The following is a 14,542-nucleotide window of genomic DNA, read 5'->3' as shown; positions in this document are numbered from 1 at the left end:
GCTCTGTGTCATTGATGTGACACTTACTGGCGACCAAAACGGGCCATAGCCACAGCTACTGCCGCGTAGATAACGGCGATCGTGATCACCAGCGGGACGGACCGGCCGTCCGGCGGCAGCATCACGGCGGCCACGGCGGCCGCGCCGACGAAGGAAACGTTGAAGAGGACGTCGTAAACGGAGAAGATCCGGCCACGGAAGCCGTCCTCGACGGAGGACTGGACGATGGTGTCCGTGGCGATCTTCGCGCCCTGGGTGGTCAGCCCCAGGACGAAGGCCGCGGCCAGCAGCGGAGCGGTGGCGAACGGCAGTCCGAGCGCGGGCTCCAGCAGCGCCGCGGCTCCCGCGCACACGACGATCCAGCGGCCCGGCCCGAGCCGCCCCGCGCTCCAGGGGGTCGCCACGGCAGCCGCGAAGAACCCGGCGCCGGAGAAGCCCAACGCCAGTCCCAGCAGGGCGAGTCCGTCGTCCGCGGTCGAGGTGAGCGCGTACCGGCACAGCATCAGCAGCATGACCAGCAGGGCGCCGTAGCAGAACCGCATCAGCGACATCGCCGCGAGCGCCCAGGCGGCCTCCCGGCGCTGCGGCGCGGCCAGGTGACGCACGCCCGCCGCCAGGTCGCGGGCGGTGCCCGTGAGAGCCGTTCCGATCTCCTCTCGCGGCAAGGGCCGGTCAGGGCCGAGGAGTTCGCGCGCCATGCTCAGCGATGCGAGCGCTGCGCACAGATACAGCCCGGCTCCCACGAGGACCACCGCGGCGTCCGAGTCCGCCACCGCCAGGCGCACGACGAAGGCGAGGCCGCCGCCCGCGGTCGCGGCCAGCGTCCCGGCCGTCGGGGAGAGGGAGTTGGCGATGACCAAGCGGTCGGCGTCGACCACACGCGGAAGGGCGGCGGAAAGGCCCGACAGGACGAAGCGGTTGACGGCGGTGACGCACAGGGCCGAGACGTAAAAGAGCCAGTCCGGTGCCGGACTGAGGATCAGCAGGGCCGTCACAAGGGCCAGCAGGGCGCGCAACAGGCTGCCGAGCAGCAGGACCTGACGGCGCCTCCAGCGGTCCAGCAGAACGCCGGCGAAGGGGCCGACGAGGGAGTACGGGAGCAGCAGCACGGCCATCGCGGAGGCGACACCGGCCGCCGAGGTCTCCTTCTCCGGTGAGAAGACCACGTACGCGGCGAGCGCGACCTGGTAGACGCCGTCGGCACCCTGGGACAGCAGACGTACGGCGAGCAGGCGCCGGAAACCCTGAAAGCGCAACAGGACGCGCAGGTCACGGACGACGGCCATGGGGCCCAGCCTCACATACGGGGAGGGTCCCCGGGTCGTACGACCCGGGGACCCTCACAGCCCTGGCAGGAGCGACTGGTTGCGGCGCCTCAGCGCTCGACCTCACCCTTGATGAACTTCTCGACGTTCTCGCGGGCTTCGTCGTCGAAGTACTGCACGGGCGGGGACTTCATGAAGTAGCTCGACGCGGAGAGGATCGGACCACCGATGCCGCGGTCCTTGGCGATCTTCGCGGCGCGCAGGGCGTCGATGATGACGCCGGCGGAGTTCGGGGAGTCCCAGACCTCGAGCTTGTACTCCAGGTTCAGCGGGACGTCACCGAAGGCACGGCCCTCAAGGCGGACGTAGGCCCACTTGCGGTCGTCCAGCCAGGCGACGTAGTCGGACGGGCCGATGTGGACGTTGCCCTCGCCCAGCTCGCGGTCGCGGATCTGGGAGGTGACGGCCTGCGTCTTGGAGATCTTCTTCGACTCGAGGCGGTCGCGCTCGAGCATGTTCTTGAAGTCCATGTTGCCGCCGACGTTCAGCTGCATCGTGCGGTCCAGGATGACGCCCCGGTCCTCGAACAGCTTCGCCATCACGCGGTGCGTGATGGTGGCGCCCACCTGCGACTTGATGTCGTCGCCGACGATCGGTACGCCCGCCTCGGTGAACTTGTCCGCCCACTCCTTGGTGCCGGCGATGAAGACCGGGAGGGCGTTGACGAAGGCGACCTTGGCGTCGATGGCGCACTGCGCGTAGTACTTCGCCGCGTCCTCGGAGCCGACGGGCAGGTAGCAGACGAGGACGTCGACCTGCCGGTCCTTGAGGACCTGGACGATGTCGGCCGGCTCCTCGGCGGACTCCTCGATGGTCTCGCGGTAGTACTTGCCGAGACCGTCGAGGGTGTGGCCGCGCTGCACCGTGACACCCGTGCTGGGGACGTCGCAGATCTTGATGGTGTTGTTCTCGGAGGCGCCGATGGCGTCCGCCAGGTCGAGACCGACCTTCTTGGCGTCCACGTCGAACGCGGCGACGAACTCGACGTCGCTGACGTGGTAGTCGCCGAACTGGACGTGCATCAGGCCCGGCACCCTGGACGCCGGGTCGGCGTCCTTGTAGTACTCGACTCCCTGCACCAGCGATGCGGCGCAGTTGCCCACACCGACGATGGCTACGCGAACCGAACCCATGGCGGTTGCTCCCTGTGTGTACGAGTGAGGCCCTGAGTGGGCTCTCACGTGGCGGTGTCGTCGGGCGTATCCGGCCGGGGGTCGTCCCCCGGCCGGGGCAGGACGCCCGACGCTCCAGATGTGGTGTCGCGCGATGCGGGCTCTCCGGAGGCCGGACCCTTGAGGTCCCGCCCCGCCCGCTCGCTCTCGATGAGCTCGTTCAGCCAGCGCACCTCGCGCTCCACGGACTCCATTCCGTGGCGCTGGAGCTCGAGCGTGTAATCGTCGAGGCGCTCCCGGGTCCGGGCCAGGGACGCGCTCATCTTCTCCAGCCGCTCCTCCAGCCGGCTGCGGCGGCCTTCCAGCACGCGCATGCGGACATCGCGTGAGGTCTGTCCGAAGAAGGCGAAACGGGCTGCGAAGGTCTCGTCCTCGTACGCGTCGGGCCCCGTCTGCGAGAGCAGCTGCTCGAAGTGCTCCTTACCCTCCGCCGTCAACCGGTAGACGATCTTGGCGCGGCGCCCCGCGAGGGGGGCGGCGAGGGCTTCCTCGGGGGTGCTCCCGGGCTCCTCGATCAACCAGCCGTTGGCGACCAGCGTCTTGAGGCAGGGGTAGAGCGTCCCGTAGCTGAACGCACGGAAGACGCCCAGCGACGTGTTGAGCCGTTTGCGCAGCTCATAGCCGTGCATCGGAGACTCGCGGAGCAGGCCGAGTACGGCGAACTCGAGGATCCCGGAACGCCGGCTCATCGTCGCCTCCTCTCGCCGCGGTGCGCATGTATCGGTTCGATGTGTCGGACCGATGTGTCGAGCTGATGTATCGAGTCGATACATCACGACGATAGAACGGCCTTCCGGATGCGACAAGAGGGGGTCCGGTGACCGGGATCACATCACCGATTCATCGGACACGAGTTGCCTGATTTGGGGTGAACTTCGGGGCTCGGCAGGTTTTGACGGTGCGTAGTCTGTGCGCCATGCACATCACCGGGAACCGAGTGACGCCTGAGAACGTCGTCGTCTTCGGTGTAGTACGGGTGCATGCGGGACCGATGAATGCGGAGCCGACCGCATCCGTACTTCGGGGGGACCGGAAACTAGCCGCCGTTTCCAGGCGCGCAGGGGTGCGCCTGCCCGAGGAGTAGTCGTTCGATGAGCGAGCACCGTCGCAAACCGCCGCAGCCGCAGGGAGGCGGACGTGCCGCGGCCCGACGCGGCCAGTCCGGCTCGTCCTCCGGCCGCCGTGCGGCACCGCGAGGCGCCACCGGGTCTCCGTCCGACTCCTATGGGTCGGACGCTTTCGACTCAGGGGGTGAGGAGCGTCAGTACGGCGGCCGTGCCGAGGCCCGCCGTGCTGCGCAGAGAAGTACGGGGGGCAGCCGCCGCAGAGCGGCCGAACCGACTCGAGGTGGCCGGCGTGCCGCCCCCGGCGGGCCGAACGGGCCCGGCCGGGGCAGAGGCCGCGCCGCCGCCGTTCCCGACAAGAACCGGCTGATCGACTATCCGCGGGCCGGCAAGTACGGCTGGCAGCGCTGGATGCCGTCGTGGAAGCTCGTCTCCGGCCTGTGCATCGGCTTCTTCGGCAGCCTGGTGGCCGTGGCGGGTATCGGCTACGCCATGGTGGGCGTGCCCAATGAGGAGAACGCTGCGGCCCTGTCGCAGAACAACGTCTACTACTGGGAGGACGGCTCCCAGATGGTCGCGGCGGGCAGCGGCCAGAACCGGCAGAACGTCACGATCGACCGGATTCCCCCAGCCATGCGGTGGGCGGTGATCTCGGCCGAGAACAAGAGCTTCTACCAGGACAGGGGCGTCGACCCCATGGGTATCGCCCGGGCCCTGGCGAACATGGCCCGGGGCGGTGACACGCAGGGCGGTTCGACGATCACCCAGCAGTTCGTCAAGAACACCTACCTGAGCCAGGAGCAGTCGCTCAGCCGTAAGTTCAAGGAGATGTTCATCTCGATCAAGGTGGGCACGAAGCTCTCCAAGGACGAGATCCTCCAGGGGTACCTCAACACCTCTTACTACGGCCGTGGCGCGTACGGCATCCAGGCCGCGGCCCAGACCTACTACGGCAAGGAGGCGCGATACCTCACTCCGAGCGAGTCCGCCTTCCTCGCCGCGCTTCTCAAGGGTCCGACGTACTACGACCCCGCGGGTAACGAAAGCATCGACGAGACGGCGACCGCCACAGCCAACCGTAAGCGCTCCGAGGCGCGTTGGGGCTGGATCCTCGAGCAGATGCACAACGACGAGAGGATCACGGACAAGCAGTACCAGGACGCGATCAAGAAATACCCCGAGCCTGATCCCCGCAAGGCGTCCAAGGGCATGACCGGCCAGATCGGGTACCTGGCGGACACGGCCAAAAAATACGTCCTGAACCACTCCAACATCTCCGAGAAGCAGTTCGACCAGGGCGGCTACCAGATCAAGACGACCTTCAAGAAGGCCAACGTCGAGGCTCTGGCCAAGGCTGTCAAGAAGGTCGAGAAGGAGAAGCTCGACCCGGAGAACCGTGAGCTGGACAAGCACGTCCAGTTCGGCGCGGCGTCGGTGAAGCCCAACGACGGCGCGATCGTCGCGCTCTACGGCGGCGCCGGGTACGAGAACGGCCACTTCAACAACAACGCGGACACCTCGGGTGTGCCGGTCGGTTCGACGTGGAAGCCGTTCGTGCTCGCCGCCGCGATGGAGCACGGCACCTACCGGAGCGAGGGCCCCCTCTCGCCGCTGAGCAAGTACAACGGCAACGACCATCTCAAGGTCAGGAACAACGACGGCTCCTACGTCCTGAAGAAGGACAACACCCCGTTCTTCCAGGAGAACGAGAGCGACCACCCGTGGGGTTACATCTCCCTGCGCAAGGCGATGGAGCAGTCGGTCAACACGCCGTTCGTGCAACTCGGCATGGACGTGGGGATGAGGAACGTGCGGGACGTGGCCGAGAAGTCCGGCATCCTGGACGCCAGCTTCGCCACGCTCAACCCGTCGTTCGCGCTCGGTACGTCGACCCCCAGTGCGATCCGTATGGCCGACGCCTACGCGACGTTCGCCGCGGCGGGCAAGCAGGCCGCCCCGTACTCGGTGACCAGCGTCAAGTTCAACGGCCGGGAGATCGAGGGCTTCGAGAAGCCGAGGGTCACGCGGGCGATGTCCGAGCAGGTGGCCAACAACGTCACCGACACTCTGGAGAACGTCATCCAGAACGGTACGGGTAAGAACGCGCTGGCCCTGGGCCGTACAGCGGCCGGCAAGACCGGTACCACGGACGAGAACAAGTCCGCCTGGTTCGTCGGCTACACCCAGCAGCTGTCGACCTCGGTCGCGATGTTCCGCGAGGATCCCAAGAGCGCCAAGCTGCTCTCGATGAACGGCACGGCGGGTGAGGAATCCATCCACGGTGGTGACACTCCCACGCAGGTGTGGACCGAGTACATGAAGGCCGCGCTCAAGGGCGAGACCGACGTCGGCTTCCCCGAGGCCGAGAAGATCGGCGTCATCCAGGACGAAGTGGGCGCTCCGTCGCCGAAGCCGACGCCCAGCGTGGAGCCCAGCGAGACCGTGACCGAGTCGCCGAGCCCCACGCCCAGCGAGACCACGACTCCGTCGCCCACACCGAGTAACACCTGTGGGTTCTTCGGATGCGAGAACGACGGTGGCACGGAGAACGGTGGCACGGAGAACGGCGGTGCCGACGGAGGAGTGAGCTCCCCGCCCGCACCGACCGACACGAGTGAGAACGGCGGCAATAGCAGAGGTAACGACAACGGAGGCATCTTCGGAGGCCCCGAAGGATAGCCCCCGCTGCCAGATCGCCCGGCTTGGGTGTTTCACGTGAAACGCGAGGGTGTTTCACGTGAAACGAGGGCCGCCGTCCCCTTCGGGTGCGGCGGCCCTCGGCGTATTGCCAGACTCGTACGGCAGGATGTGCGGCATGGCCAGTGCAGAATCGACGCAAGCGAGCGTCCATGAGCGGGAGCCGGTGCGGCCGACCAAAGAGGACGAGGTCGCCGCGGCCGGCAGCGAGCTGATCGGCGGTCCGCTCGGGCGGCGTGCCCTGCTCGGGTCGTCCTGGTGGACTCCCGTGCGGGTGATCGCGTTGGTGGCGATCGGTATGTTCGCCCTCGGCCTGGTCCAGAAGGCGCCCTGCTACGACGGCGCCTGGTTCTTCGGCGCCAGCTCCCAGTACACGCACGCGTGCTACTCCGACATCCCCCACCTCTACCAGGGGCGGGGCTTCGCTGATGGGCTCGTGCCGTATTTCGACCGGCTTCCCGGCGACATGCAGTACCTGGAGTACCCGGTGCTCACCGGTGTCTTCATGGAAGTGGCCTCCTGGCTCACGCCCGGCAGCGGCACCATCCAGGACCAGGAGCAGTGGTACTGGATGGTCAACGCCGGGATGCTCATGGTGTGTGCGGCGGTCATCGTCGTCTGCGTGACCCGCACCCACGCCCGGCGTCCCTGGGACGGCCTGCTGGTCGCCCTGGCGCCTGCCGCCGCGCTGACGGCGACCATCAACTGGGACCTGCTCGCCGTGGCTCTGACTGCGGCGGCGATGCTGATGTGGTCACGTGGCCGTTCCCTCGCGTTCGGCGTCCTGCTGGGGCTGGCCACGGCGGCCAAGCTCTACCCCTTCCTGCTCCTGGGGCCGCTGATGGTGCTGTGCTGGCGCGCGGGCAGGTGGCGGGAGTTCGGTACGGCTCTGGGGGGCGCGATCGTCGCCTGGGTCGTCGTGAACGGGCCGGTGATGCTCTTCGCCTTCGAGGGCTGGTCGAAGTTCTACACGTTCAGCCAGGAGCGGGGCGTCGACTTCGGTTCCTTCTGGCTGATCATGGCCCAGAACTCGGATGACCCGCTCAGCACCGACACCGTCAACACACTGGCCACGCTGCTGATGCTGGTGTGCTGTGCGGCCGTCGCGGCGCTCGCACTGACCGCCCCGCGCCGTCCGCGCTTCGCCCAGCTCGCCTTTCTGATCGTCGCGGCCTTCATCCTCACCAACAAGGTCTACTCGCCGCAGTACGTCCTGTGGCTGGTGCCGCTGGCCGCTCTCGCCCGGCCGAAGTGGCGGGACTTCCTGATCTGGCAGGCTTGCGAGGTGGCGTACTTCCTGGGGATCTGGCTGTACCTCGCGTACACGACCAGCGGAGACGCTCACAAGGGGCTGCCCACCGACGGCTACCACTGGGCCATCGGCCTGCACCTGCTCGGGACGCTGTACCTGTGCGTGATGGTCGTGCGCGACATCTTCATGCCGGAGCGGGATCCGGTGCGGCGTTCAGGCGACGACGATCCCTCGGGTGGAGTGCTCGACGGCGCCGAGGATGTCTTCGTCTTCGGCCCAGCGGCTCGCCCTCGGCGGCGGATGGTCGATGCCCAGTTCGACGGGCCATCGGTCGAGTGGGGCAGGCCGGGCCCCACGGGTGGTTCGCTCTGAGCGAACGGCACGAGATGCCGTAGCCGGAAATGCCGAAGGCCGTACACGGGAAGCCATGTACGGCCTTCTTGCTGCGCTGCGAGGGTCGGTGACCGTGACGGTCAGCGGTCCATGATGCGGTCGAACTGCGTGGTGGTGTGCCGCAGATGGGCCACCAACTCATCGCCGACCTTCGGCTCGGGCGCGTCCGCCGGCACGAACAGGATCGAGACCTGCATGTGCGGCGGCTCCGCGAACCAGCGCTGCTTGCCGCCCCAGACGAACGGAGAGAGGTTCCGGTTCACCGTCGCGAGGCCGGCGCGGGCGACGCCCTTGGCGCGCGGCATGACGCCGTGCAGTGCCTTGGGGGCCTCCAGGCCCACTCCGTGCGACGTACCGCCCGCCACGACCACCAGGAAGCCGTCGGAGGCCGCCTTCTGCTGCCGGTAGCCGAAACGGTCGCCCTTGGCGACGCGCGTGACGTCCAGGACCGCGCCGCGGTACTCGGTGGCGTCGTGGTCCCCCAGCCACAGTCGCGTGCCGATACGGGCCCGGAAGCGGGTCTGCGGGAACTGCTGCTGGAGCCGGGCGAGTTCCTCGGCCTTGAGGTGGCTGACGAACATGGTGTGCAGGGGCAGCCGGGCGGCACGCAGCCGGTCCATCCAGCCGATGACCTCCTCGACGGCGTCCGAGCCGTCGGTGCGGTCCAGCGGCAGGTGGATGGCGAAGCCCTCCAGGCGGACGTTCTCGATGGCGGCGTGCAGCTGCGCCAGGTCCTGCTCGCTGATGCCGTGCCGCTTCATCGAGGACATCACCTCGATCACCACACGGGCACCGACCAGGCCGTACACACCGTCTATCGACGACACCGAGCGGATGACCCGGTCCGGCAGCGGCACCGGCTCCTCGCCCCGCCGGTAGGGCGTCAGCACCAGCAGGTCCCCGCCGAACCAGTCCTTGACCCGGGCGGCCTCGTACGTGGTGCCGACGGCGAGGACGTCCGAGCCCAGCCGCGTGGCCTCCTCCGCCAGCCGCTCGTGCCCGAAGCCGTAGCCGTTGCCCTTGCAGACCGGCACGAGGCCCGGGAACTGCTCCTGCACGTGCTTGTGGTGCGCACGCCAGCGCGCGGTGTCGACGTAGAGCGTGAGCGCCATGGCCGGACCTGGAACCTTTCTCGCGGTGCCGTGAATCGGCGGTTGCCGTGTGTCAGAGGTATGGAAGCACTGAACGGGACATCAGCGGCGCGACATGTAGATGTCGAGCGCCTTGTGCAGCAGCTTGTTCAGCGGAAAGTCCCACTCGCCGAGGTACTCGGCCGCCTGGCCGCCGGTACCCACCTTGAACTGGATCAGACCGAAGAGGTGGTCGGTCTCGTCCAGCGAGTCGGAGATACCGCGCAGGTCGTAGACGGTGGCGCCGAGCGCGTAGGCGTCGCGCAGCATCCGCCACTGCATCGCGTTCGAGGGCCGGACCTCACGGCCGATGTTGTCGGAGGCGCCGTAGGAGTACCAGACGTGCCCACCGACGATGAGCATGGTCGCGGCCGACAGGTTCACGCCGTCGTGCCGGGCGAAGTACAGCCGCATGCGGTTGGGGTCCTCGGTGTTGAGGGCCGTCCACATGCGCTGGAAGTACGACAGCGGGCGCGGCCGGAAGTGGTCGCGCACGGCCGTGATCTCGTAGAGCCGCTGCCATTCCTCGAGGTCCTGGTAGCCGCCCTGGACGACCTCGACGCCGGCCTTCTCGGCCTTCTTGATGTTGCGGCGCCACAGCTGGTTGAAGTTCTTGTGGACCTCTTCCAGGGAGCGGTTCGCCAGCGGCACCTGGTACACGTAGCGAGGCTGGACGTCGCCGAAGCCGGCGCCGCCGTCCTCGCCCTGCTGCCAGCCCATGCGGCGCAGCTTGTCGGCGACCTCGAAGGCGCGCGGCTCGATGTGGTCGGCCTCGATGTCGCGCAGGCGCTTGACGTCCGGGTTCTGGATGCCCGCCTTGATGGAGGGGGCCTCCCAGCGCCGGATGATCACCGGCGGGCCCATCTTCACGGAGAAGGCGCCCTGCTGCTTCAGGTGCGCCAGCATCGGCTCGATCCAGTCCTGCAGATTCGGCGCGAACCAGTTGATGACCGGGCCCTCGGGCAGGTAGGCGAGGTAGCGCTTGATCTTGGGAAGCTGCCGGTAGAGGACCAGACCGGCACCGACCATCTCGCCCGTGCGGTCGTCGAACCAGCCGAGGTTCTCGGAGCGCCACTCCGCCTTGACGTCAGCCCAGGCCGGGACCTGCATGTGGCTCGCCGAGGGCAGGCTCTGGATGTAGGCCAGATGCTGCTCGCGACTGATGGTCCTCAGGGTCAGGCTCATTTCGGGGCGCTCCTCGGGCTGGTGTGTCCCCATGGGTACAGGGGCTCCGGCTCTCGCGCGAAGCCTACTGCGCCTTGGAAGCGCGCCGGTTGGGCGTACCTGACCTTCGCCCCGGCCCGAGGTCGGCCGGGGCGTGACCCGGTGTTCAGATGAGGGGTGCCCTGGCGTCAGCCGATGAGACCGCCGTGCGCCATGCCCAGGAAGAACCCGACGCCCGATGCGCCCAAGCCGAGGATCAGGCCGAAGCGCTCCCGGGTCGTCACCGAGATCCACTGGCCGTACGCGCCCGTGAGGATGCCCACGAGACCGGCCCAGGAGCTGAGCAGATGCAGGTCCTCGTCGATGATCGCCGAGAGGAACGAGGTGAGGCCCAGCACCAGGGTCACCGCGAGCAGCGCGTCCTGGAGGGGATGGGGCTTGCCGTCCGTGGCGAAGAGGCCGCCGGCGGTGTTGGGTCGCAATGCCTGTGCCATAGGGCACCTCCTGCGAAAGTCGGCGCACCGTAGCGCCATACACACCCGATGTGTACAGATTGGCTGCCCTGGCGGCCGGATTTCAACCGCAAGCCGCTGTGCGGGTACTCTGTACCGTCCGCACCGGTGTCTGCCCACGTCATGGCAGGGGCTTCTCGCCAGAAACCCCGACTGTCAGTGGTGGCCGATACCGTTGCTACGCATCACAACCCTCCTGCCACGGAACGACCGTGGCCGCTGAGTCCAAAGGAGGTGGGTTCCACATGCGTCACTACGAGGTGATGGTCATCCTCGACCCCGAGGTCGAGGAGCGCGCTGTCTCTCCGCTGATCGAGAACTTCCTCTCTGTCGTCCGTGACGGCGGCGGAAAGGTCGAGAAGGTCGACACCTGGGGCCGTCGTCGTCTCGCGTACGAGATCAAGAAGAAGCCCGAGGGCATCTACTCGGTCATCGACCTGCAGGCCGAGCCTGCGGTCGTCAAGGAGCTCGACCGCCAGATGAACCTGAACGAGTCGGTCCTCCGGACCAAGGTCCTCCGCCCCGAGACCCACTGAGCTTCCCAGCTCAGCTGATCCCGGGATTCGAGTAGCAAGCAGCCAGAGCAAACCCGCCGAGAGGTTCCCCCATGGCAGGCGAGACCGTCATCACGGTCGTCGGCAATCTTGTCGACGACCCCGAGCTGCGCTTCACCCCTTCCGGTGCGGCGGTCGCGAAGTTCCGTGTCGCGTCCACCCCCCGCACCTTCGATCGTCAGACGAACGAGTGGAAGGACGGCGAGAGCCTCTTCCTGACCTGCTCGGTCTGGCGTCAGGCGGCGGAGAACGTCGCCGAGTCGCTTCAGCGAGGCATGCGCGTCATCGTGCAGGGCCGGCTGAAGCAGCGGTCCTACGAGGACCGTGAGGGTGTCAAGCGCACGGTCTACGAGCTGGACGTCGAGGAAGTCGGCGCCAGCCTGCGCAACGCCACGGCCAAGGTCACCAAGACCACCGGCCGCGGTGGCCAGGGCGGCCAGGGTGGTTACGGCGGCGGTGGCGGTGCCGGCCAGGGTGGCGGCGGCTGGGGCGGCGGCCCCGGTGGCGGCCAGCAGGGCGGCGGCGCTCCCGCCGACGACCCGTGGGCGACCGGTGCTCCCGCCGGTGGCAACCAGGGCGGTGGCGGCGGCTGGGGTGGAAACTCCGGCGGCGGCGGTGGCGGCGGCTACTCGGACGAGCCCCCCTTCTAGGGGCGGGTTCGCACTCACACTTCTTGATCACACAGGAGAAACACCATGGCTAAGCCGCCTGTGCGCAAGCCGAAGAAGAAGGTCTGCGCATTCTGCAAGGACAAGGTCACGTACGTGGACTACAAGGACACGAACATGCTGCGGAAGTTCATTTCCGACCGCGGCAAGATCCGTGCCCGCCGCGTGACCGGCAACTGCACGCAGCACCAGCGTGACGTCGCCACGGCTGTGAAGAACAGCCGTGAGATGGCGCTGCTGCCCTACACCTCCACCGCGCGATAAGGGAAGGGTGACCGACTCATGAAGATCATCCTCACCCACGAGGTCTCCGGCCTCGGTGCCGCGGGCGACGTCGTCGACGTCAAGGACGGTTACGCTCGCAACTACCTGATCCCGCGGAAGTTCGCTATCCGCTGGACCAAGGGTGGCGAGAAGGACGTCGAGCAGATCCGTCGTGCTCGCAAGATCCACGAGATCCAGACCATCGAGCAGGCCAACGCTGTGAAGGCCCAACTCGAGGGTGTCAAGGTCCGTCTGGCCGTTCGCTCCGGCGACGCCGGTCGTCTCTTCGGTTCCGTCACGCCGGCCGACGTCGCTTCCGCGATCAAGGCCTCCGGTGGTCCCGAGGTCGACAAGCGCCGCATCGAGCTCGGCTCGCCGATCAAGACGCTGGGCGCTCACGAGACGTCCGTGCGTCTGCACCCCGAGGTTGCCGCCAAGGTCAACATCGAGGTCGTCGCGGCCTGAGTGCCGCGTCTGCTGAAGCAGTAAGCGAAGGGGCCGCACCCTCAGGGTGCGGCCCTTTTCGTGTCCGTTGGGCGCCCGCTAGCCGAGGGGCGTCCTTGTTTCACGTGAAACCCCGTGTTCTGTGGAGCACGCCGTGTTTCACGTGAAACAGGCAGCGTTTCACGTGAAACGGTCAGCGGGTCGCGCCTGTGACGATCCAGCGCCCCGAACGTGCGCGGATCCACAGCGTCAGCATCCGCACGGTCATCATCAGCGTCATCGTGGCCCAGAGGGCAGCGAGCCCACCGCCCAGTACGGGGACCAGCAGCGCCACCGGTGTGAACACCGCCAGCGTGAGCAGCATGGCCCAGGCGAGATACGGGCCGTCACCGGCGCCCATCAGGACTCCGTCCAGCACGAAGACGATGCCGGAGATCGGCTGGGAGAGGGCGACGATGATCAGGGCGGGCAGTGCCACATCCTTGACCCCTGGGTCACTGGTGAACAGGGGCAGGAATGCTGGTCGGGTGATGATCACCAGTACGCCGAGGACGACCCCGACGGCGATGCCCCACTCCACCATGCGACGGCACGCGTCCCGAGCGCCCTGGGCGTCACCGGCTCCGAGGTAGCGACCGATGATGGCCTGCCCGGCGATGGCGATGGCGTCGAGGGCGAAGGCCAGCAGGTTCCACAGGGAGAGGATGATCTGGTGGGCGGCGATGTCGGCGTCCCCCAGGCGTGCGGCGACCGCCGTGGCGATCATCAGAATCGCCCGCAGGGAGAGAGTGCGCACCAGCAGAGGCACACCGGCTTGCGCGGACGCCCTGACCCCGGCGGCATCCGGGCGCAGCGAGGCACCGTGCTTCCGCGCTCCGCGCAGAACGACCGCGAGGTAGACCGCGGCCATGCCGCACTGGGCGATGACGGTGCCCCACGCGGAACCGGCGATCCCCAGATCGGCGCCGTAAACGAGCCCGGCGTTGAGGGCGCCGTTGGCGACGAAGCCGGCGATGGCGACGTAGAGCGGGGTTCTTGTGTCTTGCAGGCCGCGCAGGACGCCGGTCGCCGCGAGGACGACGAGCATGGCCGGTATGCCGAACACGGAGATGCGCAGATACGTGATCGCGTAGGGGGTTGCCGCGTCCGAGGCGCCGAAGAGGTCCACGAGGTGGGGTGCTGTCGGCAGTGCGACGGCGACGACGACGGCGCCGAGGAGCAGGGCCAGCCAAATGCCGTCCATGCCTTGCCGGATGGCGGACTGGAGGTCGCCTGCTCCGACGCGACGGGCAACTGCCGCTGTTGTGGCGTAGGCGAGGAAGACGAAGACGCTCACGGCGGTCATCAGCAGGGCCGAGGCGATGCCGAGGCCGGCGAGTTGGGCCGTGCCCAGATGACCGACGATGGCGGTGTCGGTCATGAGGAAGAGGGGCTCGGCGACGAGGGCGCCGAAGGCCGGAAGGGCCAGTGCGACGATCTCGCGGTCGTGCTGTCTCCGGCCGGCTCGGCGGCGCACGGGGGCCTGTGTCATGTGCACCAATCTAATCGTCCACAGGTAAGAGATGCAAAGCTTTTGCGACCCTTACTTTCCGTCTTGGGGTGCGCACTGCTGTGCACTGTTCGAGGCGATCTTGGTCCGGTTGGGGAAGTTTTTCTTCTGCACAGCCGGTGGACGGCGAAGCCGCAGGTCAGGATGGCTTCTCTCGGGAAGGGCGCTGCTTGTTCACAGGCCTGTCCACCGGGTCGTGCACAGGTTTCGCGGAGTTCTCCACAGCATCCGGGCCGTCGTCCACATGGCCTGTGGATAACCAGATTGGCTGACGGTGCCGAGGGGCCTACGGTAGTCCGGCGCCCGCTCCGTCCGCCGGTTTTCAGAACGCCACAAAACCGGCGCGTGCCAACC

General features: G+C 67.7%; 13 protein-coding genes. 6 read left to right on the top strand and 7 right to left on the bottom strand.

All coding sequences use genetic code 11. The features are described from left to right. Positions 1–23 precede the first annotated feature (23 nt). The 3 genes from QOL88_RS19850 to QOL88_RS19840 form a co-directional block, all read right to left on the bottom strand. Entirely contained in the window at positions 24–1,286 is a 1,263-nt protein-coding gene (locus QOL88_RS19850; RefSeq protein WP_097217881.1) for an MFS transporter, read from the bottom strand. A gap of 89 nt (positions 1,287–1,375) precedes the next feature. Next, entirely contained in the window at positions 1,376–2,458 is a 1,083-nt protein-coding gene (locus QOL88_RS19845; protein WP_097217878.1) for an inositol-3-phosphate synthase, read from the bottom strand. A gap of 44 nt (positions 2,459–2,502) precedes the next feature. Then, positions 2,503–3,186, bottom strand: a complete 684-nt coding sequence (locus tag QOL88_RS19840; protein WP_097217877.1) for a PadR family transcriptional regulator — start codon at positions 3,184–3,186, stop codon at positions 2,503–2,505. 402 nt (positions 3,187–3,588) lie between these two features. On the opposite strand from QOL88_RS19840, the gene QOL88_RS19835 reads away from it, so the two are divergent. Together QOL88_RS19835 and QOL88_RS19830 are read left to right on the top strand one after the other, a co-directional pair. Further along, on the top strand, positions 3,589–6,240 hold the full coding sequence (locus QOL88_RS19835) for a transglycosylase domain-containing protein (protein WP_257027832.1): 2,652 nt from the start codon (positions 3,589–3,591) through the stop codon (positions 6,238–6,240). A gap of 127 nt (positions 6,241–6,367) precedes the next feature. Continuing rightward, a complete protein-coding gene (locus tag QOL88_RS19830; protein WP_097217873.1) occupies positions 6,368–7,882 on the top strand; it encodes a glycosyltransferase family 87 protein in 1,515 nt (504 codons plus the stop codon). Between the two features lie 101 nt (positions 7,883–7,983). Here QOL88_RS19830 and QOL88_RS19825 read toward each other — a convergent pair whose 3' ends face one another. From QOL88_RS19825 to QOL88_RS19815, 3 genes are all read right to left on the bottom strand, one after another. Next, positions 7,984–9,015, bottom strand: a complete 1,032-nt coding sequence (locus tag QOL88_RS19825) for an alanine racemase (protein ID WP_097217871.1) — start codon at positions 9,013–9,015, stop codon at positions 7,984–7,986. Between the two features lie 81 nt (positions 9,016–9,096). Next, a complete protein-coding gene (gene femX, locus QOL88_RS19820) occupies positions 9,097–10,218 on the bottom strand; it encodes a peptidoglycan bridge formation glycyltransferase FemX (RefSeq protein WP_031102699.1) in 1,122 nt (373 codons plus the stop codon). 167 nt (positions 10,219–10,385) lie between these two features. After that, positions 10,386–10,691 (bottom strand): hypothetical protein, encoded by a 306-nt coding sequence (locus tag QOL88_RS19815; RefSeq protein ID WP_031102701.1) that lies wholly within the window; start codon positions 10,689–10,691, stop codon positions 10,386–10,388. A 263-nt stretch (positions 10,692–10,954) separates the two neighbouring features. Here QOL88_RS19815 and rpsF point away from each other — a divergent pair, with 263 nt between their 5' ends. The 4 genes from rpsF (at position 10,955) to rplI (ending at position 12,660) form a co-directional block, all read left to right on the top strand. Continuing rightward, complete coding sequence (rpsF, locus tag QOL88_RS19810) at positions 10,955–11,245, top strand: 30S ribosomal protein S6 (RefSeq protein WP_030847098.1); 291 nt, start codon at positions 10,955–10,957, stop codon at positions 11,243–11,245. Positions 11,246–11,316: 71 nt separating this feature from the next. Next, positions 11,317–11,913: a single-stranded DNA-binding protein gene (locus tag QOL88_RS19805; protein WP_097217869.1), complete on the top strand. Its 597-nt coding sequence runs from the start codon at positions 11,317–11,319 to the stop codon at positions 11,911–11,913. 45 nt (positions 11,914–11,958) lie between these two features. Next, on the top strand, positions 11,959–12,195 hold the full coding sequence (gene rpsR, locus QOL88_RS19800) for a 30S ribosomal protein S18 (RefSeq protein ID WP_003949403.1): 237 nt from the start codon (positions 11,959–11,961) through the stop codon (positions 12,193–12,195). 18 nt (positions 12,196–12,213) lie between these two features. Beyond that, on the top strand, positions 12,214–12,660 hold the full coding sequence (gene rplI, locus QOL88_RS19795) for a 50S ribosomal protein L9 (protein WP_030847101.1): 447 nt from the start codon (positions 12,214–12,216) through the stop codon (positions 12,658–12,660). Between the two features lie 172 nt (positions 12,661–12,832). On the opposite strand, the gene QOL88_RS19790 is transcribed toward rplI, so the two are convergent. Beyond that, positions 12,833–14,170: an MATE family efflux transporter gene (locus QOL88_RS19790; protein ID WP_097217867.1), complete on the bottom strand. Its 1,338-nt coding sequence runs from the start codon at positions 14,168–14,170 to the stop codon at positions 12,833–12,835. Between the last annotated feature and the right edge of the window lie 372 nt (positions 14,171–14,542).

Source organism: Streptomyces sp. Ag82_O1-12, from assembly GCF_900182715.1.
GTDB classification, from domain to species: domain Bacteria; phylum Actinomycetota; class Actinomycetes; order Streptomycetales; family Streptomycetaceae; genus Streptomyces; species Streptomyces massasporeus.
The sequence above is the reverse complement of the archived record's forward strand: the minus strand, read 5'-3'. Positions and strand labels throughout refer to the sequence as shown.